12 protein-coding genes are annotated in these 22826 nt (G+C 69.7%); 10 read left to right on the plus strand and 2 right to left on the minus strand.

Annotated features, from left to right (window positions below; translation table 11 throughout):
• Positions 1–75: 75 nt before the first annotated feature.
• The 6 genes from C8054_RS26575 (at position 76) to C8054_RS26600 (ending at position 8221) form a co-directional block, all read left to right on the plus strand.
• Positions 76–789, plus strand: coding sequence for an MBL fold metallo-hydrolase (locus C8054_RS26575; RefSeq protein ID WP_233220191.1), 714 nt, complete (start codon positions 76–78; stop codon positions 787–789).
• A gap of 355 nt (positions 790–1144) precedes the next feature.
• The gene (locus C8054_RS32135) at positions 1145–1312 is read left to right on the plus strand and encodes a hypothetical protein (protein ID WP_158273894.1); all 168 of its coding nucleotides are present in this window, start codon (positions 1145–1147) and stop codon (positions 1310–1312) included.
• Positions 1313–1396: 84 nt separating this feature from the next.
• Positions 1397–2281, plus strand: coding sequence for a tetratricopeptide repeat protein (locus C8054_RS26585; RefSeq protein ID WP_107161495.1), 885 nt, complete (start codon positions 1397–1399; stop codon positions 2279–2281).
• Positions 2282–2362: 81 nt separating this feature from the next.
• Positions 2363–3964, plus strand: coding sequence for a tectonin domain-containing protein (locus tag C8054_RS26590; RefSeq protein WP_107161497.1), 1602 nt, complete (start codon positions 2363–2365; stop codon positions 3962–3964).
• Between the two features lie 286 nt (positions 3965–4250).
• Positions 4251–6353, plus strand: a complete 2103-nt coding sequence (locus C8054_RS26595; protein WP_107161499.1) for a tectonin domain-containing protein — start codon at positions 4251–4253, stop codon at positions 6351–6353.
• 86 nt (positions 6354–6439) lie between these two features.
• Positions 6440–8221 (plus strand): tectonin domain-containing protein, encoded by a 1782-nt coding sequence (locus C8054_RS26600; RefSeq protein ID WP_146179979.1) that lies wholly within the window; start codon positions 6440–6442, stop codon positions 8219–8221.
• Between the two features lie 159 nt (positions 8222–8380).
• Here C8054_RS26600 and C8054_RS26605 read toward each other — a convergent pair whose 3' ends face one another.
• Together C8054_RS26605 and C8054_RS26610 are read right to left on the minus strand one after the other, a co-directional pair.
• Positions 8381–11305 carry a TIGR03767 family metallophosphoesterase gene (locus C8054_RS26605; RefSeq protein WP_146179980.1) on the minus strand — a complete coding sequence of 975 codons (2925 nt, stop codon included), beginning with the start codon at positions 11303–11305 and terminating at the stop codon, positions 8381–8383.
• Between the two features lie 77 nt (positions 11306–11382).
• Positions 11383–11808: a nuclear transport factor 2 family protein gene (locus C8054_RS26610; RefSeq protein WP_158273895.1), complete on the minus strand. Its 426-nt coding sequence runs from the start codon at positions 11806–11808 to the stop codon at positions 11383–11385.
• A 767-nt stretch (positions 11809–12575) separates the two neighbouring features.
• Between C8054_RS26610 and C8054_RS26615 the strand changes: the two genes are divergently transcribed.
• From C8054_RS26615 to C8054_RS26630, 4 genes are all read left to right on the plus strand, one after another.
• A complete protein-coding gene (locus tag C8054_RS26615; protein ID WP_199199931.1) occupies positions 12576–14564 on the plus strand; it encodes a hypothetical protein in 1989 nt (662 codons plus the stop codon).
• A 554-nt stretch (positions 14565–15118) separates the two neighbouring features.
• Positions 15119–16246: an FKBP-type peptidyl-prolyl cis-trans isomerase gene (locus C8054_RS26620; protein WP_107161508.1), complete on the plus strand. Its 1128-nt coding sequence runs from the start codon at positions 15119–15121 to the stop codon at positions 16244–16246.
• Positions 16247–16616: 370 nt separating this feature from the next.
• Positions 16617–20165 (plus strand): BTAD domain-containing putative transcriptional regulator, encoded by a 3549-nt coding sequence (locus C8054_RS32140; protein WP_107161510.1) that lies wholly within the window; start codon positions 16617–16619, stop codon positions 20163–20165.
• 186 nt (positions 20166–20351) lie between these two features.
• Positions 20352–22790, plus strand: coding sequence for a tectonin domain-containing protein (locus tag C8054_RS26630; RefSeq protein WP_146179982.1), 2439 nt, complete (start codon positions 20352–20354; stop codon positions 22788–22790).
• Positions 22791–22826 lie beyond the last annotated feature (36 nt).

A 22826-nucleotide genomic window follows, 5' to 3' on the forward strand; every position in this document is an offset into this window, starting at 1 on the left:
GCTGCGAGCTGAGAAGGCATAATCGCATTTGTCGGCAAGGGTCCGTCAAATATATCGTCGCCGGTTGTGGACGTCATGCAGCTGCTACCGAATCTCTACATGTTCCGCTTTCCCGTGGGCCACGCGTACCTGTGGCGTGGCGCGGACGGGCTGACGCTGATCGATTCCGGTGTTCCGGGATCGGCACCCGCCATCGCGGCGGGGATCGAGAGCCTCGGTCATCGACCGGCCGACGTGCGGCGCCTGCTACTGACGCATCATCACGTCGACCACGCCGGCTCGGCGGCGGAGATCACGACGTGGGCGGACGTGACGGTGTACGCACATCAGGCGGACACCCCGGTGCTCGAGGGTCATGAGCAAGGCCGGCCGCCGCTGCTGACCGACTGGGAACAGCGCCTCTGGGACGAGGTCCACGGCGGGAAGCCCCCGCAACCCGCCGCCCCGGTGGTGGTCGACCACCGGCTTCACGACGGTGACGTCATCGATCTCGGTGGGGAGCCGGCCGTCGCGGTGGCGGTGCCGGGGCACACCGCGGGCAGCGTCTCCTTCCACCTGCCCCGGTCAAGGGTCCTCTTCACCGGCGACACGATCGCGCGACTGCCCGACGGGACGGTGATCCTCGGGGTGTTCAACGTCGATCCGGAGCAGGCGGCCGGGTCCATGGAGCGGCAGGCCGACCTGGATGTCGAGATCGCCTGCTTCGGGCACGGGGAGCCGCTGACCCACGGGGCGTCCGTTCTGCTGCGCGCTGCGGTGACGCAGCTCGGCGATCGGCGCTCGGAATGACCGAGGGCGGGCCGTAGGGCGGTCACGCGTCCGCGCACCGGCGGACCGGGCACTGGTGCGGAACCAACTGGAACGGACCGGCACGGCATATCCGAGAGACGCAACGTGCCTGGAAGGAGCCGTTAGTGAAGATGCCATCGCACTCCGCCGAAGACAGGGTGAGGCGGTTCCCCCGCCTCCTGATTCTCGCGGCGCTGCTCGGGGCGGGTGCAGTCGCGGCCTCCGTGGGCGACGCCTCTCCCATCGAGGCGGGGACGCAGGCCCTCCGTGACTCGTGCCCGGACTGGGCGTGCGGTCAGAACCACAACCAGGTCCTCCTGTGACCGATCCCGACAGCACACCGACAGGGGGAGTCATGACGAGGATGTCCATGGCGATGCTGACCGGCCTCGCCGCGCTGGCCCTGGTGGCCGGCGCGGTAGTCGTCCACGCCGGCGGCCCGGCCGGCACCGCGCCGACGCCGACCGCCGCCGGAGGGCTCTACATCGGCCCGCACCCGGCCGGTCCACCCGGACAGGCCTAGCGGCGCAAGCGCCGCGGAGATTGTCGTGCCGGCGGACCGGGTCCGCCGGCACGTCGTCATGCGCGGCCCGGCAGGGAGACAGCCGTGGATCAGAAGGCAGACAACGCGCTGCACGCCGTCCGCCGCCATGCGGCCGAGGGCGACTACGCCTCGGCCGTCTCGACGGCGGCCGCCGCGATCGAAGCCCTCGACGCCGGGCCCGGTGACCGCGACCTGCTGGTAGTGATGCTGAACGAGCTGGGCATGCTCTTCAAGTATCTCGGTCGCCTGGACGAGGCGGAGCACCTGTACGAGCGGTCGCTCTCGCTGCTGTCCACGCCCCCGACGAGGGCGGGCGATCTCGCCGCCGTGTTGCACAACCAGGCGGGATTGGCACACGTGAAACGGGACCTGGGTCGCGCTGAGCGGCTGGCCCGGGTGGGCATCGCCGTGCGGACCGCCCAGCCGCGGTTCGACGGTCGGGCGCTGGTCGCGGACGAGGCGGCGCTGGCGGCGATCCTCATCGACAGCGGTTCGTGGGCCGAGGCGGAACGGCTGCTCGAAAGCTGCCTCGACCACCAGCGCCGCGAGTACGGTTCGGTGCACCACGAGGTGGCCGTCACACTGCACAACCTGGGGTCCCTCCTGTTCCGTCAGGGCGATGCCGCAGCGGCCAGCATCCCTCTGCAGGAGTCGCTGAGCATCAAGGTGACCTGTCTGGGCGAAGACCATCTCGACCTCACTCCGACCCTCTACAACCTCGCTTCCTGCTGCGAGGCGGTGGGCGACCTCGCCAGCGTGCGACACCTGCTCACCTGGGCCGTGTCGATCCTGCGGCCCCAGGTGCCGTCGTCGCAGGCGACCTACGCCGCGTGCCTGCGGAAACTGGCGCGGCTGCCGGCGGAGATCCCGGCCGGAGGGAACGGTGTGGAACGCGTCGGACATGACCGGACAGGCGTGACGAACGCCAGCACCCGGCGTGACCTATGAAGCATCCAGAGAAGGGCTCACGTGAAATCGTCGGAAGTGCGAAGAGGCGCACGTCGTGTCACCACGGCGGCGGTTGCCACGATGATGGCGCTCACGATGGCGTCGCCCGCCCGGGCGGACACCCTCGACAAGCTTGAGGAGTACGCCAAGTACGCCGGCTACGCGAAGACCGCATACGACGTCTACAAGACCCTGCTGGGCAACGAGATGACGCTCGAGCAGGCGGTCAACGAGCTGCAGGCATCGATCGCCCAGGTCGGCGAGCAGGTGGCCGAGGTGCTCGACGAGATCGGTGAGATCGCGGCGGCCGACGTGGAGACCTGCACCCGCAACGCGGTGATCACGTTCGCCGACATCGAGGCGCTCAGCCCCGACAACGCCCAGGCGTTCGCTGTTCAGGCGACCGACTGTGTGGCCAAGGCCAGGGCGTACATCAACGTCGTGGACAACCGGGCCGCTGTCGATGTCATGGGATTCGCGGTGAACACGGTCGGACCGATCGCCCTCTTCGCCCGGGCGAACGCCGGCTTCAGCACCACCCTGCTCAAGGACGAACTCATCGCGGCGAACCAGCGCAACATGGAGAGGCTGGAACCGACGTGCGGGGCGACGCCGCTGTGGGGTGACCGGCCCGTCGACCCGAATCCGCAGCCGGTGGAGGTGCAGCTGCGCTGCACCGCCTTCAACCACGACGGCTACGACTTCGTCACCACGGAGTTGCGACGCGGCGATCCGCTTCCGGCGTTCGACTACAGCAAGGCGCGGGACCGCGCCGTCGAGGTGAGCAGCTACCCGACCTCGCGTGCGGCGTTGGCCTCGCTGCGGGGCCCCGGCCCGGCCAACGGATCCTCGATCGCGGCGGCGGTCGGCGGCGACGGCCTCGTCCGGCTGTGCGGCGCCTCGATCCACGACTCGGTGCACTGCCGCGCGCAGCAGCAGCCCGGATCGGCGACCTGGAATGCCTGGTCTCAGCTCGACGGGCAGCTCAGGTCCATGGCCATGGAGAAGAACGACGACGGGCGGCTCGAACTGTTCGGCGTGAACAAGGAGGGCACCCTCTGGCATCGCTGGCAGACCACGAGCGGATGGTCGGCCTGGGCGTCGCTGGGTGGTCCGTTCACGTCTGTCGCCGTGGCGCGCAACGGCGCGGGTCGCCTCGAGTTGTTCGCCACGAACCAGGACAGCCAGGTCAGCCACCGCTGGCAGAATACCAGGAACACGACCAGCGACTGGTCCAACTGGTCGACCCTGGGGATGACCGCTCGCTTCGTGGCCGCCGAGGCGAACGGCGACGGACGCGTGGAGGTCTTCGCGCTCAACGCGTCGGGCGATGTCTGGCACCGCTGGCAGATGCTTCCCAGCGGCTGGTCGAACTGGGACCGGCTCGAGGGCACCCTGAAGACCGTCGCGGTGGCTCGCAACGCGCAGCAGCGGTTGGAGATCTTCGGCACCAACGCGCAGGGGATGCTGTGGACCAGGGCGCAGCGCGCCGATGGCAACGGCTGGTCGTCCTGGAGCCAGCTGAACGGGACCTACTACGGCGTCGCGGCCGGGTCCGACGCCGACGGCCGGGTGGAGCTGTTCGCGGTGGACGCTGCGGGCAAGGTGTCCGGTAGCCACCAGACCGCCTCCGGTTGGAGTGGCTGGACTGCTCTGGACAACGGTCTCAAGATCAGGCCATAGGTCGGGCCCGACCGCCCGACCGTCCTCGACGTGCGGCGCCCGTCCGGGCACCCGCCGCCACGGAACGCGATGGAACGTCGGTTGGGTGAGCGAGGACAACCGTGACAAGGCCCTCGGAACACTGTTCCGAGGGCCTTGTCACGCCGTCCCTGAGACAGGCACGACAGCCGGCGGCGTGCGGACGCCCGCCGGGCTCAAGGAGGCAACGATGACACATCTGCGGGCAAGGGTCCGTGGCTCGGCACGTTCAGCAAGACGGTGTACGGGCTGGGCCGCGGCTGCGGTGATGATGGTGGCGACCGCGGTGCCGGTGATCGCCGCGCCCGCCTCGCCGGCCTTCGCCGAGCCGATCAGCTTTGACCTCGGTACGCCAGCGCTCACCAGGAACGCGTTGGGCGCCATGGAGTTGTTCGCCACGGACGGTGCCGACCGGGTGTGGCACCGCTGGCAGTCCGGGCCTGGTTCGGCCTGGAGCGGCTGGAGCCAGCTCGACGGGTCACTGCGCTCGGTCGCTGCCCAGAGCAACGGCACCAACGACGTCGAGTTGTTCGGCATCAACGACCAGGGCCTGATCTGGCACCGATGGCAGCTTCCCGGGGGCGGCTGGTCGTCCTGGACCTCGATCGAGGGCGAGCTGACGTCCCTGGCCGTGGCCCGCAACCAGGACAACCGGATGGAGCTCTTCGGCACCAACAACCTGGGCCAGGTCTGGCATCGGGCCGAGACGACCGCCGGCTCGCACACCTTCGGCCCGTGGGCGCTGTTCAACGACGGCCTGATGCGGACCGTCGCGGCGGAGACCAACGAGGACGGCCGGGTCGAGTTGTTCGCCCTGAACGACGCGGGTGAGATCTTCCATCGCGCGCAGACCCGCCCCGCCGGCTGGTCGGCGTGGGCCAAGCTCGACGGCACGCTGAAGTCGCTGGCCGTGGCGAAGGCGGCGGACGGCCGCCTGGAGCTGTTCGGGGCCAACGCGGCCGAGCAGATGTGGCACCGCCGGCAGATCGACAAGGGCGGCGCCGGATGGACGGGCTGGGATCCGGTGCCCGGCCAGGCGCGCACCATGGCGGCGGAGGCGGACGCGAACGGGCGGATCGCGCACGTCGTCATGAACGGCGCCGGCGAGAGCCTGGTGCGTGCGCAGCAGCAGGACGGTTGGTCGGACTTCACCAAGCTCGCGGGTGACCTCGCCCCGCTGTACTGGATCACCCACAACACCCAGGCCGAGCTGTTCGCGAACGCGGTGACCGTGCCCAACGCGATCATCAAGATCGTCGGCGACGTGAACCTGGACCTCAGCGGCCGCGAGTTCATCCGTATCGCGGCCGGCGTGCAGATCCTCGGCGACACCTCGGTGCACCCGCGCGGTCCCCGCCTGTTCACCACGTCCTTCCCCCGGGTGCTGTTCCAGTTGGGGCACGACCCGGCCCAGGTGACCTCCGACAACGTCCGCATCAGCGGCATCCGCCTCGACGGCGGGCAGGGTGAGGAGCCCGCGGAGACCGAGGAGGAGGACAGCGACGCCATCCGGATCTTCTCCAGCCGCAACGTGCAGATCGACCACAGCGAGCTGTACGGCTGGCGCGGCTCGACCGTCCTGGTCGACGACGGCCAGGGGCGGCTCGGCAAGGACGACGACCCCGCCAGCATGGTCCGTGTGGTGGACAACTACATGCACCACAACCAGCACCAGACCGGCGACATCTTCGGTGGCGGTCACGGGGGCGGGTACGGCGTCGCGGTGCGCAATGGCGGCTTCGTCCTCATCGAACGCAACGTGTTCGACTGGAACCGCCACGCGGTGGCCGGCGACGGCCGTGAGGGCAGCGGCTACCGCATGTACAACAACCTCGTCCTGCCCAACGGTGGCTGGAACACCGACGTCTACCACACCCACATGATCGACATGCACGCCCGGGACTCGTGCGGCCTGAGTAGCTACAACTGCGGGCTCGCCGGTGAGTTCATGGACATCAAGTTCAACACGATCCTCTACAGCGCGGGCACCGGCATCAAGCTGCGCGGTACGCCGAGCATCGGCATGTACGTGTCGAACAACGTCTTCACCCACCGGCAGGAGTTCGGCAGCGCGCTCGACGACGCGGCGATGGTGCAGAACGAGACCGGGCTACACGCCTCTGCCAACACCTTCGGGTTCAACGCGACGACCGGCACCAGGTCCACCGTCTGCGACTTCGACGGCGACGGCACCAACGACACCTTCCTGGCGTCCGGCGCGAACTGGTGGTACCAGTCCGCGACCCTCGGCTGGCACCACCTGCGCCAGTCCACCATCACGGCCGACAAGGTGACGGCATTCGGTGACCGCAACGGTGACGGCCGTTGCGACGTGACGGCGAACGGAACCGTGCACCCCACCGCGGGGTGACCGCTTTCCGGGCTGGCCCGGAGCCGCACCGGGACCGCCGGGGTGACTCCGGGCCAGCTCTCCATGCTTTTCTGAAGGGAGACAGGGTGAGGAAGTCCATCCGAGGGTCGCGTCGCCTCGGGTCGCTGGTCCTGGGCGCGGTAACCGTCCTGGCCGCTGCGGTGACCATGGTGCCGGCTGCCACGCACGCCGCTACCGACCGGGTTCTCGGGCACGGCACGCTGGCCGTGGCACGGGACGCGAGCGGCCGGCTGACGTTGTTCGGCAGGGATGGCACCGACCGCCTCAGCGTGCGCACGCAGTCCGCCTCGGACGCGCAGACGTGGACCGAGTGGTCGTCGCTGGACGGCGCACTCCGTTCGATGGCGGCGGAGGCGAACCAGGACGGCAGCGTCGAGCTTTTCGGCGTCAACGCCGAGGGCAAGGTCTGGCACCGGCGGCAGGCGGGCAACGGCTGGTCGGGATGGTCCGGGCTCGACGGCACGTACCGCTCGCTGGCCCTGGGTCGCAACGCCGACGGCCGCCTGGAGTTGTTCGGCACCGATACCAACGACCAGGTATGGCACCGCTGGCAGACCGCAGCCGGGTCGACGACGTGGTCGCCCTGGGCCCGGTTGGACGGTGGGCTGCGGTCCGTGGCGGTGGAGGCCAACGCGGACGGCCGCCTGGAGCTGTTCGGCCTGAACGCCGAGGGCCGGATCTGGCACCGCTGGCAGCAGACCGGCGGTTGGTCGGCCTGGGCCGCACTCGACGGCACGTTGACGTCACTGGCCGTCGCGCGCGACCGCACCGGCTCCCTGGTGCTGATCGGCACCAACACCCGCGACGAGCTGTGGCAGCGCAGGCAGACGACCGCCGGGGCGAACAACTGGTCGTCGTGGGCGGCGCTCGACGGGAGCCTGCAGTCGGTGGCTGCCGATCGCCGCGGCGACGGTCGCATCGAGCTGGTCGGGGTCAACGCTCAGGGCAACGTCTGGCACCGATGGCAGAGCGATGCCGGTGGATGGTCGGCGTGGGCTGCCCTGGGGGGCGACCTGCCGCCGGCGCCGCCGGCACCGCCGATGTCCAACCCCTCGAACTGGCGCGCGACGACGACCGCCGACTTCAGCAACGAGGACTGGACCGAGGAGGCGCAGGGCCTGACCACGGACGGTGTGAACTGGTACGTCGGCAGCAACGACTCCGATCACCGCCGGCTCTACAAGTTCGGGCCGCGCTTCCCCCAGGGTGACGATCGCGTTCTCGGCTACCTGGCCCTCCCGGCTGACGCCGGTAACCACCTGGGTCCGCCGGTCTGGGATCCCGTGCGACGCCGGATCGTGGTGGCCGTGGAACCGGCAAACGTGTGGGTGGTCGATCCGGAGACGATGCGCACGGACTTCATCGGCCCGCTCGGCGGGGACGGAAACCGGCCGCAGGGCACCTCGATTCCCTGGGTCGCGATCAATCCGCGGGACGGTCTGCTCTACAGCTCGGCGTTCGGGCGGAGCGACCAGCCCATCAAGTCCGTCGACCGGGTCAACGTCTACGACCCGGCCAACGCATATCGCTGGCTGCGGTCGATCCCGCTGTCTCGGGAGATCAAGGAGGTGCAGGGCGGCCACATCTCCGCCGGCGGCCATCTGTACCTGACGTCGAACGCGACCTTCGACATCAGCGCCTACGACCTGGCCAACGGCGCGTACGGCGGACGACGCGTGGTCGACTTCGACCCGTCCGACGACGACGAGATCGAAGGTCTGACGCTGGGCCGCTACGAGTGGGACAGCGGAGCCGAGTCGGACGTCGCCGTGCTGGTGCTCGATAACGACATCGTGAGCGACGACGATGTCGAGGTGAGGTTCTACAACTCCGGCAGCGGCCTGTAGCGGCCGAGGATCCGAGGGCGGTGGGGTCGACGGCCCCACCGCCCGTCCCTTTCCGTGTGCCCCGGCGCCGGGGGCGTCATCCCCGTCTGTCATCTCGGTCGCACGCACCGCGGGCCGCTCCCCGAAGGGAACGGCCCGCAGTGAACTCGTGCCTCGGACCTACCGGCTTCCGCCCGAGTACTCGCCGTAGGTGACGCTCACCGCCGTGCCGCCCGGGACCTGCTCGCCGGCCCTCGGGTTCTGGGACAGCACCCGGCCGCTGTCGTACCGGTCCGGCACCGACGACGGCGCCTGCGTGCCCAACAGCAGGCCCGCGCTCAACAGGGCGTTCTTCCCGTCGATGAGCATCTTCCCGACGATGTTCGGCACCGCGACCGACTGCCCCACCGGCTCGGCCATCCGGGCCCAGGCGGACCACCCCGAGCTGGTCTGGTAGCGCCGCCACACCGCCCCGAGTTCGCTGGTGCCCTCCACCCGGGTGCGCTCCGTCGCGTACACCTCCATCACCCCGGCCGTCGTGGTCGCCGCGGCCAGGTGACTCATGGCGCCGATCGTCCCGCCGAAGTGCTCCCAGCTCGTCCAGGTGGGGTTGGTGGCGCTGGTGTGGTAGCGGTGCAGGATGGCACCCGTCCGGTCGACGCCGAACAGTTCGAGACGTCCGTCGCCGTTGGCGGCGGCGGCGACCGAGGCCACCGGGGTGCCCAGACTCAGATCCATCCAGCTCGACCACCCCCCGGTCGGCTGCTGCCAGCGGTGCCACACCTTGCCCGCGGCGTTGACGCCGAACAGTGCCAGCCGCTTGTCCTTGAGCCGGGTCATGGCCACCTGACGCAGTTCGCCGTCGAACCGGGCCCACGGCTTCCAGGTGGTGTCGGTGGGACTCGTGTGGGTGGTCTGCCAGATCTGGCCGTCGGCGTCGGTGGCGATGAGTTCGAGCCGACCGTCGCCGTTGCAGCCCGCGGCGACCGAGGTCAGCGGCACGCTGTCGATCTTCACCCAGCCGTTCCAGCCGCCGGTCGTGCGCTGGGCGCGGCTGAACAGCTCACCGCCCCGGTTGATGCCGAAGATCTGGGTGGTGAGCGCGGCGGTCTGCACGGCGGTGACCGAGCGGAGCGCCCCGTCGAACTGGGCCCAGGTGGACCACCCGCCGGCGGTCCGGGTTGCGTGCATTACCTCGTCCCGCCGGTTGACCGCGACCAGTTCCAGCACGCCGGACGTGTTGGGCGCGGCCGCCAGCGGAGATCCGTAGGTGGCCGTCATCGGGAACGGCGCCTTCACCAGCAGCTCGGCGTTGCGGTCCTCGGGCGTGCCCTCCCGCGCCAGCTTGCCGTCCTCCAGCTTGGCCTGCGGGTCGTTGGCGGCCAGCTCCCGACCCAGCGAGGCCAGACCGGCGGGGCTGCTGAGGTCGCCACCGTTTTGCAGCGGTGCGTCGATGTCGATCATGGTGGTGAAGATCGAGATGTTGCCGGCCTGTTCGGCGACCTCGATGAGGCGGCTCTGGATGGGCCAGTCGATGTGGGAGGCGGTGGTCACCTCCCAGAAGCCACCTCGCCAACTGCTGTCCGGGCGAGCTGCCTGCGGCCGGGAGTGGGCGAGGATGCGGTTCGTGTGCGTGTGCCCGTCCACCATCAGGATGACGTTCGGGTAACACAGGAGCAGGCTTCGCAGCTGGTCGCCGTTCATGAACGGCGTCCCGGTCGGATAGTCGAAGTCGTTGGAGATGGTGTCCAGCGTGTGGTGGCAGTAGACGACGATCAGCTTGTCGTCCACGTTCGGGCGCGTCTGCACCGTGATCCGCTGGCCGGGACCGTCGATGGGCTGGAAGGGGAGCCACAACTTCAGATTGCGCGAGCTGTAGGACTCCAGCTTCGAGACGAGCCACTGCCACTGGTCGCCGTCGATGGCGCCGTCCGGGCCGGGCCACTGCGTCCGGCTGGTGTCCAGGCACAGGAATCGCAGTCGGTCGTCGGCGAGGGCTGGAATCTCGTAGTACGTCAGGTCGCTGCCCTGCGTGAAGCCGTGTCCGACCGGTAGGCCGGTGGTGTGGAAGTGCTCCTGCACGAACTGTGCCCGCTCCAGGAGACGCCGGTCGGGATCAGGCGTCACCCCCTCGGTCTCGAGGCCGTCCCACAGGAGCTGGACGCCGAACCCGATACTGGGTTCGCTCGGCAGCGGTGCACGGGGCTTGGTCGGCTTCCGGTCACCGACCGCCATGGCGCTCAGGAAGCCGAGACCTGGGGCGTCCTTCGGCGCGTTGCCCTGGACCAGGGCGTCGTGGTTGCCGTAGGCGGCGTACCACGGCATGCGGATGCCGTGCGCCTGGAACTCCCGCCGCGCGTTGGCGAAGAGCGTGGGCAGGCTGGGAAAGACGCGCGTGTAGCCGGGGGCGTGACCCATGTAGTAGCGGTCGAGCGTGCCGTGGGCCTCCTCGTACGAGCGCATGGTGGGGTGCCAGTAGTCGAGCAGCGGCGGCCACTGGTCGCCGGAGACGCCCTCCTCCTTGGTGGGGGAGCCCGAGTTCGGGCGGACGGGTTTGCCGTCCATCAGGTCGATGTACCAGCGGAGCTCGTTGTACTGGGAGTTGTCCACCGAGTCGCCCGTGACGACCGTGAACGCCAAGGGCAGGTTCGTCGCCGGACCCGTGCCGAACTTCTGCACCGCACGGATCGCGGCGTCGCTCATGTGTGCCGAGAGCATCTCCTGCGGCCGGTACGCGCTGGCGGTGCCCCACTGGTGGCCGTCGTCGGGGGCGTCCAGGAACTCGACCCGCACCGGCGACTTGTCGTCGATGATGTGCATGTCGCTCATCTGCGCGAAGGCGATGAGCGGTCGTTTGTAGCCGGGCTGCGGGTAGAGGGCGAGATCGTCGCGGACGACGTGAGGTTCTCCGGGACCTTCGGCGACAGGGTGGTAATCCTCGGTGACGAGGTACGAGACGGTCCGGGTGAGGGTCGTGACGACCTCGTGGGTGTTCGCGGCGGTAGCCGGGGCGCCATTGTTGCGCAGGATTCCCAGGGGGTCCAGCGCGGCCGCGATCACCCCCAGGCCGCCAGCGGCGAGCAGATTCCGACGGGACAGGGACACTTTGTTCCTCCGAGTGTTGCCGACGTGTCGGCTCGGAGTGCGTTCCAACCTGTTCCGCTGACCGGGGCGGCGGGTGATCAGCCGGTGCGCAGCGCCTCGAGGATGGGCTCGGTCTCGACGTACATGTCCAGGCTGATCACGAGGCCGTCGCGGATCCGCCAGACGTGCACCTCACGCGCCTCGAACGGCTTGCCGGTCGCCCGCACCACACCGCGGGCCAGACCGCTCTGCACGACGCGGTCGCCCGCCTGGTAGAGCTGTTCGATCTCCACGCGGCTGTCGAGCGCGCTGCCCAGGGCCTGCGCGAAGCGCTGGAAGCCCTCACGGCCGGTGTAGCGGCCGCCCCACGGCAGCTGCTCAGACTGGTAGACGCTGATGTCCGGGTGGGCTGTCGCCGCGCCCGCCGCCGCGGCCCCCGCCGAGCCCAGCATGGCGTAGATCCGACGGACGAGATCGAGGTCGGTCGACCCGGACGGGTCGGGCCGCGGTACATCCGATGTCATGTCGGTCCCCTGGGTGCGACGGGCAACTGGCGGCATTGTAGGGCGGCGGCGTGGGGTCCCCGGGGCGGAACACATCGGAACGTCCCAGGCGCATCAGGGCCAGATCCGCCCTCCGTACCGCTGACCGGCACAGTGCGCCGCCCTGACTTCGGGACACCCGGAGACGAAGCGCGCATCAGGGCCGAATTTGCCTCAGCGGTACGTCAGCGCGACTTCAGCGGGCTGAGCAAGGGTGCATGGAAATGACGATCGTGGGCCGGCCCTGAAAGCCCCTTGTCAGGGACTTCGTACGGACGGCCGCGAGTCCACCGCTGGAGAAGATCCTTCATGGCGCCACCGCAGACGTACCATCACCACGGCCTCAGTCCGACGCGCGCAGGCGTCACGGCTGCCGCCGGCCCACGACCGTGAGCGTAGGAGCCGCTGACGTTCGTCTGCCTGGCCCACGGCTGTCGCCTCATCGCCCGCCCCGGTTTCCGGGCGGCGGACCCCCGTGGCGGTCCCACCGAGCGATCGTCCGCAGCTTCCTCCCTGGCCCCCGATAGGGCTCGCCTCGCGTCTGCCAATCGCCCGCACCATCCGAACGGACTGATCATGTATCGCCCTCATGTAATGCACCGAATCGCCGAGGTCGCCCTCCGGCCCGAGGAACGGGCAGGCCCAGATGTGGACCAACTGACAGGTCTCGTCGCCTTCATCGAGCAGCATCCCCGCGTTCACCGGGAGCAGGAGGACGTCCGGTGATCGCCCGTCCACCGTCGCCCCGGTTGGCCGACCGCAGCCGTCTGGCCCTCGCGGCGGCGCCCGTTCATGTCTCGGCACAGCGTCGTCCCGCCGCTGGTGAGCTGCACTCGGCGCTGATCAACGGCACGCGTGCCCTTCATCACGACGGCAATCTCGTGGCCAGCCGGGAATGGTTCGACCGGGCCTTCGAGGCGGCCGAGCGCGAGCACGACGGCCCGGGCCAGGCGCTGGCCGCTGTGGGCTACGGGGGCCTGTGGGTGCACGAGCACCGCGGTGTGGCCACGAGGGCGCTGACCGAATCGCGCCTGCGCCGCGCACTGACCCTGGTGGACGACGACTCGCCGCTGGCGGCTCGGCTGCGTGCCCGGCTGGCCGCCGAGGCCGACTACCGCGAAGGAGCACACAGCCGGGTCTTCGCCGCGGTGGAGCACGCGCGCCGGCTGCAGGACCCGGTGGCGCTGGCGGAAGCGCTGAGCCTTGCTCATCACTGCGTGATGGGTCCCCACCAGGCCCACCTCCGCACGCGGCTCGTCGAGGAACTGATCGAGACGAGTCTGCGCACCGGACGTCGCGGCGATCTGCTGGTCGGCCTGCTGTGGCGTACGTCGGACCTGCTGCTCGTGGCCGACAGCCATGCCGATCGCTCGTTGCGGGAGCTGCAGGCCATGCTGCAGGACCAGCCGCATGCGGCGGTCGGATTCATCGCGCAGGCCATGGAGGTGATGCGCGTGATCCGCTCCGGCGACCTCGCGGCCGCGGAGGAACACGCCAATGCCTGTGCGAAGGCCGGGCAGGCGGTGGGCGACGTCGACTCGATCGGCTGGTTCGGGGCCCACATGATCGCAATCAACTGGTATCGGGGCAACCTGGCGGAACTAATCCCCACTCTCCGCGAACTGGTCAACTCGCCGCTGCTGAGCACAGTCGACAGTTCACACCTGGCGGCGCTCGCCGTAGCGGCCGCCAGCGCCGGCGACGAGCGGCTCGCCCGTGGCTCGCTGGCCCGGCTCGAGGGCGCCTCGTGGCACCAGCTACCGATGACCAGCAGCTGGCTCGCCACCATGCACGGCGTGATCGAAGCGGCGAACCTGCTCGGCGACACGAGGACGGCCGCCGCCGCCTACGACCAGCTGCGACCGTTCGCGCATCTGCCCATCATGGCGAGCATGGGAATCGCGTGCTTCGGCTCGGCGGAACACGCGCTCGGCGTCGCGGCACTGACGATGGGGCGCGACGATCAGGCCGTCGCACACCTGGAGGTCGCTGTGCACGCCAACCACGCGCTTCAGCACTGGCCGGCAGCGCTCCTGTCGCGCACCCGGCTGGCCGAGGTGCTGTGGCGACAGGGCGAGCACACCCGGGCCCACGAGCTGCTCACCCTGGCCCGTGAGGAGGCTGAGCGGCTGGCGGTGGCGCTGCCTCGATCGGTGGAGCACATAGCGCAGCGACCGGTGACAGCCGTCGGGAGAGCAGCCGGAGTGCTCAGCTGTGAGCGGCGCGGACTGCGCTGGCATCTGCGGCTCGGCGACCACCTTGCCGTGCTGGACGGCAGCAAGGGGATGAGCTACCTCGCCAGCCTGATCGCCAACCCGGGGTTCGAGATCTCGGCGGTGGAGTTGGCCGCCGGCCCGGGCACCGCAGCAGAGTCGGTCAATGGCAGCCTGACGGCCGGCTCGTCGCAGCCTGTCCTGGATGAGGCCGCGAAGCGCGCCTACAAGGCCAGGTTGTCCCAACTCGACGATGACATCGAGGAACACGAGGCGAACAACGACCTCGTCAGGGCCGAGCGGGCCAGGGCGGAGCGCGGCTGGCTCATCGAGGAACTGGCGGCCGTGACCGGGTTGGGCGGGCGTACCCGCACCTTCGCCGATGCCGCCGAGCGTGCGCGCATCTCGGTCGGCAAGGCGATCAGGCGTGCCATCGCGCAGGTAACCGCCGTGGATCCGGTGATCGGTGACCATCTTCGTTCCTATGTGCGGACCGGCATGCGCTGTTGCTACATGCCGAGGTGACAGGTCGCCAGGAGCGTGCGGGCCGCATATGCCGTAGTTCGGCGTCACACGCTCCTGGCGGAAACGGCGAGAGCCCGGGGGGAGTTGCTCGCCGTTCGACATCTCCCCGGTCGGGACGCCGTCGCGCAACCGTCATCGACCGCTGCGCCGCGTTCTTTCGGGTTGCGAGAACGGTCCCAGAGCCCGCTGAGGTTCAGCTGACGGGTCGCTGAGGCCCACGTACCCCTACGACGACCCGTGCGCGCAGATGACCGTCGTCCGTCCCGGTCTTCTTTGTGAGGAGCGACAATGCAGACGTACGAGACTGGGCGCGGCTGCTGCGCGACCTGGACGGGGCGGCGCGGTTCGTCGGCAGGACGGTGCGGCCCCCTGCGCCTACCTCGTCGCGACCGGTGTTGTCGCCGCGACTCTCATCCTCGGGCTCCTCTACCGGATCCAGGCCGACTGATGGTGCCCGACATCGTGCCTCCACCCTGGAACGTGAGGGAACGCATCCTCCGAGGTGACCCGCGAACGGCAGAGCGCCGACGGATCTTATGAGAGGAAGTGTCCGTATGAGCACCATCGAATGGCTCTCCGCGAGGGCGATCCGGGTCGTGGTGCCCTGCTCCGATGCCGAAACGATCCGCGCTCACCTGAGCGACCTGCTCGGCACCCATCGCCTCACGTTGTGCCGTCCGCCCGACATCCACGTGAACGAGGCCGGGCAGGGCGCCGTGACGGCCGAGGTGCGGATGGCCGTCCCACTGCCTGACCTGACGGGGCTCGAGGTCACCGTCGATGCGATGCCCGATGACAGGACCGTCGAGGGATATCTGGCTCACCTACGCGAGCACGCGGCGATCCTGACGCCGCTGCGGAGACCGGCCCGCAGCGGGGACTTCGTGACCGTCGACCTCAGAGCCACCGTGGATGGGCGGGACGTCGAGCGCGGCGAGTGGCATGGTGTGGTGCACGAGGTCGGCGCGGGGCACGCCCTCGATGGGCTGGACGAGACATTGCTCGGGATGAGCGCCGGTGAGTCCGCCACCTTCGGCACGACGCTTGTCGGTGGCCGGCACCGCGGTCAGGTTGCCGAGCTGGCCGTCACCGTCACGCAGGTGTCCAGCCGGACCCTGCCGGAGCTGGACGACTCCTTCGCCGGCTTGATGGGCGACTTTCAGACCCTGGACGAGCTGCGCTCGGCGCTGGCCTGGCGGCTGGCGGCTCGGGCCGCCGCCCGCCATCGGGCGGCGGCCTACGAGAAGGCGGTGGCCCTGGCGGCCGCGAGGGCTGGCATCACGGCGCCGGACGGCCTCGTACAGCGGCTACTGAACGAACAGAAGCGGCACATCTCGCAGTCGTTGGGCACCGTCGGGGTGGCCCTCGAGGACTACCTGGCAGCCGAGGACACCCCGGAGGACGACCTGGACGCGGTGCTGCGCGCGGCGATCGCCAGACGGATCGAGGCGGAGATGCTGCTCGATGTCATCGCCGGAGAACCGGGCTTCGACGGGCCGATCGACGAGCCTGCGCAGCCCGGTCCGGAGGTGCCGTCGGTGGCCCCCGCCGAGGCGGGTACGGCGCGGCGGGGCAGGGCGCTGGCCCACCTCATGAACACGATCGTGCTCAAGGACGGCAACGGTGACCTGCTGTCGGCCGAACAGTTGGCCGACCCCCGAAGGTATGCGGCCGCCGGCTGACGAGAGCACTTGTCGACACCTTCGGGACCGGCCGGTGGTCGAACACCATCTGATGCCTGTTCGAAGCTGTCAATGACCAGCGGAAACGGTCTGCGCCGAAGGGGAGGAGGCGCAGACTGGGCGTAGCATTCCCACGGTGTCAACACCGGAACGGCGGGGCCGAGTGGTATGGAATTCCTCCAGACGCGAGCGGGTTCGGCGGTTTGACTGATGAGTGCGAGCCGGATGATGTCGCCCCTCGAAAGGGTCGATCTGTCGGGGCGGCGGGGTTGTCGCGCCGTCGTCGCCGGCACCGGGTCAGTGGGGCGGGCAGAGGTCGAACCCACCGCGTGGCCGTGCCCCCGGTTGGCGGCCAAGGCCGAGGGTGGACATGAGCGCTGACGTCAGGGTCCGGCTGTTGGGCCCGATCGAGGTGGTGGCCGACGGGCTGCGCCGGCCTGTCGCCGGCCTGCGCAAACGTGCCGTGTTGGCGGCATTGGGACTCCAGGTCCGGCAGGTCGTCTCCGCGGACGACCTCATCGATGTCGTCTGGAACGGCGCGGGCCCCGTCACCGCCCTGAACGCACTGCAGAGTCACGTCTCGTCGTTGCGTCGAGCGCCGGGGTTACGGGAGGCGATCCTGGCCCGTGCTCCGGGTTACGTGTTGGACCTGGGCGGCGGGTGTACGGACGTGGAGGTGATGGAGGGTCTGCTTCGGCGCGCCGCGGAGGAGGCGGATCCGGCTCGCAGAGCCGGGTTGCTGAGGTCGGCGCTCGGCCGGTGGCGTGGTCCGGCCCTGGCCGGGCTGGCGGATCTGACGTGGTTCGCGGATCAGGCGACGCGGTTGGAAGGGGTGCGCCGAGGGGCGTTGTCGTCGTTGACGGAGGCACGCCTGGCGCTGGGCGAGCACGGCGCACTGGTGGGGGAACTGGAGCACCTGGCGGAGCGCTATCCCTTCGACGAGGAGTTGCACCGCCAGTTGATGTTGGCGTTGTACCGGTGCGGTCGGCCCAGTGACGCGCTCGCGGCCTTCGGCAGGCTGCGACGTCGGTTGGCCGACGAGTTGGGCGTGGATCCCGGGCCGGTGTTACGCGGGCTGCAGTCGTCGATCCTGCGTCATGACGAGGCGTTGACTCTCACGGGGACGACCGAGCCCGGTGGCGCGGGGCGCGTGGTGCTGCCGGCGGCACGGGAGGGGGCGTTGGTGGAGCGCGCGGCGGAGATGGGCCTGGTGGAGCAGGCGCTGGCGGAGGCACGCGCGGGAATCGGGTCGGTGGTCCTGTTCGAGGGCCCTGCCGGTATCGGCAAGTCGGCGCTGCTGGGACACGCGCGGGCTCGGGCCCGGGAGTTGGGGTTCAACCTCGCCGCCGCCGTCGGTCGGCAGTTGGAGACGACATATGACTGGGGCTGCGCGCGCCAACTTTTCGAAGGCTCGCTGGCTGCTCCGTTGAGCTTCTCCGGTCCTGCGGAAACCCCTGCTCCCGGTTCGCGCAGCGCGTTGCCGACACCGCCCGGCAGTCAGCCCGGGCCGGACCTCGAACGCTCGGAGATCCACGCCTTCTATCGGCTGGTGGTCAGGTCGTGTGAGCGGGGGCCGTTGTTGGTGACCCTTGACGACCTGCAGTGGTGCGATCTCCCGTCGGCGCGGATGATGGCCTACCTCGCCGTGCGGGCCCACGACCTGCCGGTGGTCCTGCTGGGGGCATCGCGCCCGGGCGTGGCGGAGATCGATCAGGTCCTGGCGGGGCTTGCTCGGTTCACCCGGGTCTTGGCGCCGCTGTCGGTGAATGGTTGTGCTGCTCTGTTGGGTCATGTGGGGGAGGAGTTGGCGCAGCAGTGTCACGAGTTGACCGGCGGTAGTCCGCTTCTGATCCGGGAGATCGGCCGTCACCTGGGCGGGGAGAGTGGGCTGGAGCGGGGCGCGACGGGCGTACGACGGCTGGTTCAGGCGCAGGTGCGCCAGTTGCCGCCGGGAGCAGCCGGGGTGGCACAGGCCCTGGCGGTGTGGCCCGGTCCGGCCGGGGCAGAGGCGGTGGCGTCGACGGTCCGGATCGATGTGGCCGAGGCGCTGCACCACCTGGCCGCGCTGCGCGCGAACCAACTGGTGGTCGCCAGCGACGGTGGTCGGCGATTCGCGCCGGCGCGTCCGTTGATTCGTGAGGCGGTGTATGAGGGGGTGGGTCCGGGGGTGCGGGCGGGGTTGCATGTGCGGGCGGCGGGGGTGGCGTTGCGGGTTGGTGATGTGGTGGGTGCGGGTTCGCAGTTGTTGCGGGTGCCGGCGGGGTGGGGGGGTGGGGTGGATGCGGTGGGGGTGTTGGGTGAGGCGGCGCGGGTGTGTCTGGCGCGGGGTGCGGTGGATTCTGCGGTGGCGTTTTTGCGGCGGTTGTTGGAGGAGGATCTGGGTGGGGGTCGGGGGGGTGTGCTGACGCGGTTGGGGATGGCGGAGTATCTGGTGGATACGGGTGCGGCGGTGGGGCATTTGACTGCCGGGTTGGCGTTGGAGACCGATCCCGAGACGCGAGCGCGAACCGCCCTGGCACTGGCCGGAGCCCAGTTCTTCGCGGGCCACGCCGCGCAGGCGGTCGCCGTCTGCCGGGAGGCGCTGGCAGACGGCAGCATCTCGATGTCCGCCCGGCAGGGGCTGGAGTCCTGCATGATCGATGCCGCCTACCCCGCCCACGATGCTCTCGGCCTGACGCAGATGATCGAAGCACAACGCGAGGTACCCGGCGACGACAGCGACGGTGGGCTGATGCGCGACGCCGCGCTGTCGCTCTGGGACGCCTGCCGCAACGACCGTCGATCCGCTCAGCAACGCGCCGCGCGTGCCGTCGCCGGCGACGTGCTCATCCGCCATCCCCTGGCGGAGAGCACCCTGGCCTGCGCGTGGCAGGTGCTGGACGTCTGTGACGCACCGCAGGCGCTGCCCAGTGTCGATGCCGCCATCGCGCACGCCCGGCGCTCCGGTTCACTGCGTGCCCTCGCGCCGGCCATGTGTTTCCGCTCGGCCCTGATGCTCAGCCGGGGCCACCTCGCCGAGGCCGTCTCCGATGGCCGGGCCGGTTGGGAAGCCGTGACGACCTCGTCGATTCACGTCGGTCTTCCGTACATCGGGAACTATCTCGCCCTTGCCCTGCTGCACCGCGGTGACGTCACCGGCGCGCGGAAGGTCCTCGCCGACGTCCGGGCCGGCTGCCCCGCGGACATCAGCACCCGGCTGTTCGGCGAGGCACTCATCGCCCTGGCGCTGGCCGAGGACGACATCCCCGAGGCGTACCGCCTCGTCGGCGCCCTGCGGGACGAGTGCGACAACCTCGCCATCGAGAACCCGATCCTCGCCGACTGGCGCTCACCGATGATCATCATCCTGGATGCCCTCGGCAGGCGGCGTGCGGCGGAGGACGTCTCAGCGCAGTTCGTCGACGTGGCGCGGACGTGGGGCACACCCCGGGCCGTCGCACGCAGCCTGCGCCTGAGCGCCACCGTGGCGCCCGCCCGGAAGCGACCAGAACTCCTGTCGGAAGCAGCGGAGCTGCTCGACGGTACGGAGGCCCGCCTCGAACACGCCCAGACGCTGCACGCACTCGGCGGCGCGCTGCTGCGTCTGGGGTACGCGGACGACGCCCACGATCGACTGCAGCAGGGTCACCAGCTCGCTTCCGAGTGCGGGGCGGTCCCACTACGTGACGCCCTCGCGGACCGGTTGCACGAGGGGGGCGCCCGGCCCCGCCGGGGCGACGTGACGGGCAGACGCGGTCTCACTCCGAGCGAGGCGAGAGTGGCCGACCTGGCGGCGCACGGTCTCACCGACAAGGAGATCGCGCAGCAGTTGTACCTGACGACGAGGAAGGTCGAACTTCACCTCACTTCGGCCCTTCGCAAGCTGGGCGTCACCACGCGGACCGAGCTGCCCAGGGTGCTGACGCCGCAACGTCCCTGAGGGCGGTTCTGCGCGACGTGAAGCGGCTCCCGGTGCGAGCGCGTCACCGCGCCACCGCTGACCGCGACCCGTCCCGGCCTCGTGGTGGAACGCCACCGGAACCAGGCGGAACGCGAGAGCGCATGACAGACCCTGAGAGATTGGGAAAGCATGAAAAGAGGACACGTCAGCGGGCACCGCTGGCGAATGCCCAAGTGGCGCAGCGTTCTCGCCGCCACCGTCGGCATTATGGCGGCGGTTCCGGCACTGTCGCTGCTCCCGCAGTCGCAGGCCGCCGCGGTAAGCGGCGACTTGTCGACCAGTTTCTCGTCGAGGACACCTGCACTGGCGGCCAACTCCGACGGCCGGATGGAGTTCGTCCTCACCGACGCGTACGACACCGCGCTGAACCGTTGGCAGTCCACGCCGGGTGGTAGCCAGTGGACCGGCTGGAACGCCTTCAACGGCCAAATCCGATCCCTGGCCATGGAGGCACGTCAGGACAAGGCGCTGGACCTGTTCGGCCTGAACAAGGACGGTGACATCTGGCACCGTTGGCAGCAAGCCGGCGGATGGACCAACTGGGCCCAGATCGATGGGAACCTGAAGTCGATCGCGGTGGCTCGCGCCGGCAACGGGCTCCTCGAGATCTTCGGCACGAACGCGTCGGGCACGGTGTTCCACCGGTCGCAGGCGAGAGTGAACGCCAACGAGTGGGGCTCGTGGCAGGCATTCGACGGCCAACTCGTCTCGGTCGCTGCCGAGACCAACGCCGACGGACGCCTCGAGGTGTTCGGCGTCAACAAGCAGGGCATGGTGTATCACCGTTGGACGCAGACTGACGGCACCTGGTCGGGCTGGGCGTTGTTCGACGGGAACATGAGTTCCGTCGCGGTGGCCCGCAACGGCTTGGGACGGCTGGAGCTGTTCGGGACCTCGGTGCAGGGCGACGTCTTCCACCGCTACCAGACTGACAGCGGCTGGTCACGCTGGGCCAACATCAGTCACTCCACCCGGTTGCGATCCGTCGCCGCGGACGCCAGTATCGACGGTCGGGTGATGGTCGTCGGTGTGAGCACGAACGGCGACGCGTTCTACCGGGAGCAGTTGACCGGTGGGGGGTGGTCGACGTGGACTCAGCTGCCCGCCGGCGTGACCCCGCCGTTCCGCGCCGGGGGCAGCGTCCGCACCCTCGACTCGCCGCAGACCGTGTCGAGGGTCGCCAGCACCGTCGGTTTCGACGGCCTGCCACTGACCGTGCAGAACGCCAGTAGCGTCCTCCGTGTCACGCATTGCAACGATGCCGCCTGCACCACGAGCACCAGCACCGCTGTCGCGGGTGCGACCGGTCTGCGGAGGGTGGCGGTGAAGACCGGCTGGGACGGGCTGCCCGTCATCGCCTTCACGCGGTACGTCAGCAGCACGCAGCCAATGGTGCTCATGGTCGCCAAGTGCCACAACGTGGCGTGCACCGCCAGCACGATCTCGGTGATCGACGACAGTGAACCGTTGAGGGAGGAGATCGGCCTCACCATCAGCGGCGACGGCTTGCCGGTGGTGGTGTACACCAACAACCCCGGCAGCGGTGACAAGCTGGTCAAGGTCGCGCGGTGCCACAACGCTTCCTGCATCGGCGCGACGGTCACCAACACCGGGTACGTCAGCGGTTACATTCCGGCGCTGAAGGTCGAGAACGGTGTCGACGGGCTTCCGAACTTCTTCTACAAGGGCAAGGCCGACCTCGTACTCGCGCGATGCAAGACTGTCGCGTGCAACACCTTCGAGCAGCGAACGGCGGAAGCGGGCTCGTCCGCCGGTGTGGACCATGTCGCCATTGCCCGGGACAACGTGAGTGACCTCACCTATGTCGCGTGGGCGCGGCGCGACAGCGCCGGTCACGCGGAGCTCGTCATCCGCCGCTGCAACTTCGGATCCTGCGTCAGCGGTGATCGCAAGGTACTCGTGCCCAGCGGCGAGGTCACCGGGGGGATCGGCCTTGCGTTCGGCGACGACCGGACGGTCATCGCCTCGTTCAAGGGTTCCGGGAACGACCTGAAGGTCGTCAAGTGCGCCGACCAGGGATGCACCTCGGCCAACACCTACTCGGTGGAGAACGGCGGAGACCAGGGCAGCCTCAACTCGATCCTCATCGGGGCGGACGGACTGCCGGTCATCACTTACCAGGACGGCGACACCGATCGCGTGAAGCTCGCCCACTGCGAGAACCTGAGCTGCTCCGGCTTCCCGAGCACCGGTGAGCCGACGCCGACGCCGACGCCGACCCCGACGCCGACCCCGACGCCCGGCGCCGGCTACAAGTCGGTGGTGCTCTACAACTGCACGCCGTCGGAGTGGACCGTCAGCATCTGGACCCGCGACCTCACCACTGGTGGCGCGTGGCAGAGGAAGACGAGCCTCGACCCGCAGTGGACCTCCGGCGGGACGTGCGGCCCCAACGGCTACACGGGCACGCCCTACACGTTCACCATGGAGACCAACCACTACTACGACATCAAGGCGGTGACGATCGAGGCCGCCGGCTGCCCGGACATCCCGGACGGCAACTCCTCGTGCTCGGCACTGGACCTGAGGTACGTGCTCGGCAACACCAGCGGTCCCGTAGGCCACCAGATCATCGGAGGCTGAGGCTCACCTCTGCCGGGCGCCGCGGTACCTGACGAC

It is taken from the genome of Micromonospora sp. RP3T (assembly GCF_003027925.1).
GTDB lineage: Bacteria > Actinomycetota > Actinomycetes > Mycobacteriales > Micromonosporaceae > Micromonospora.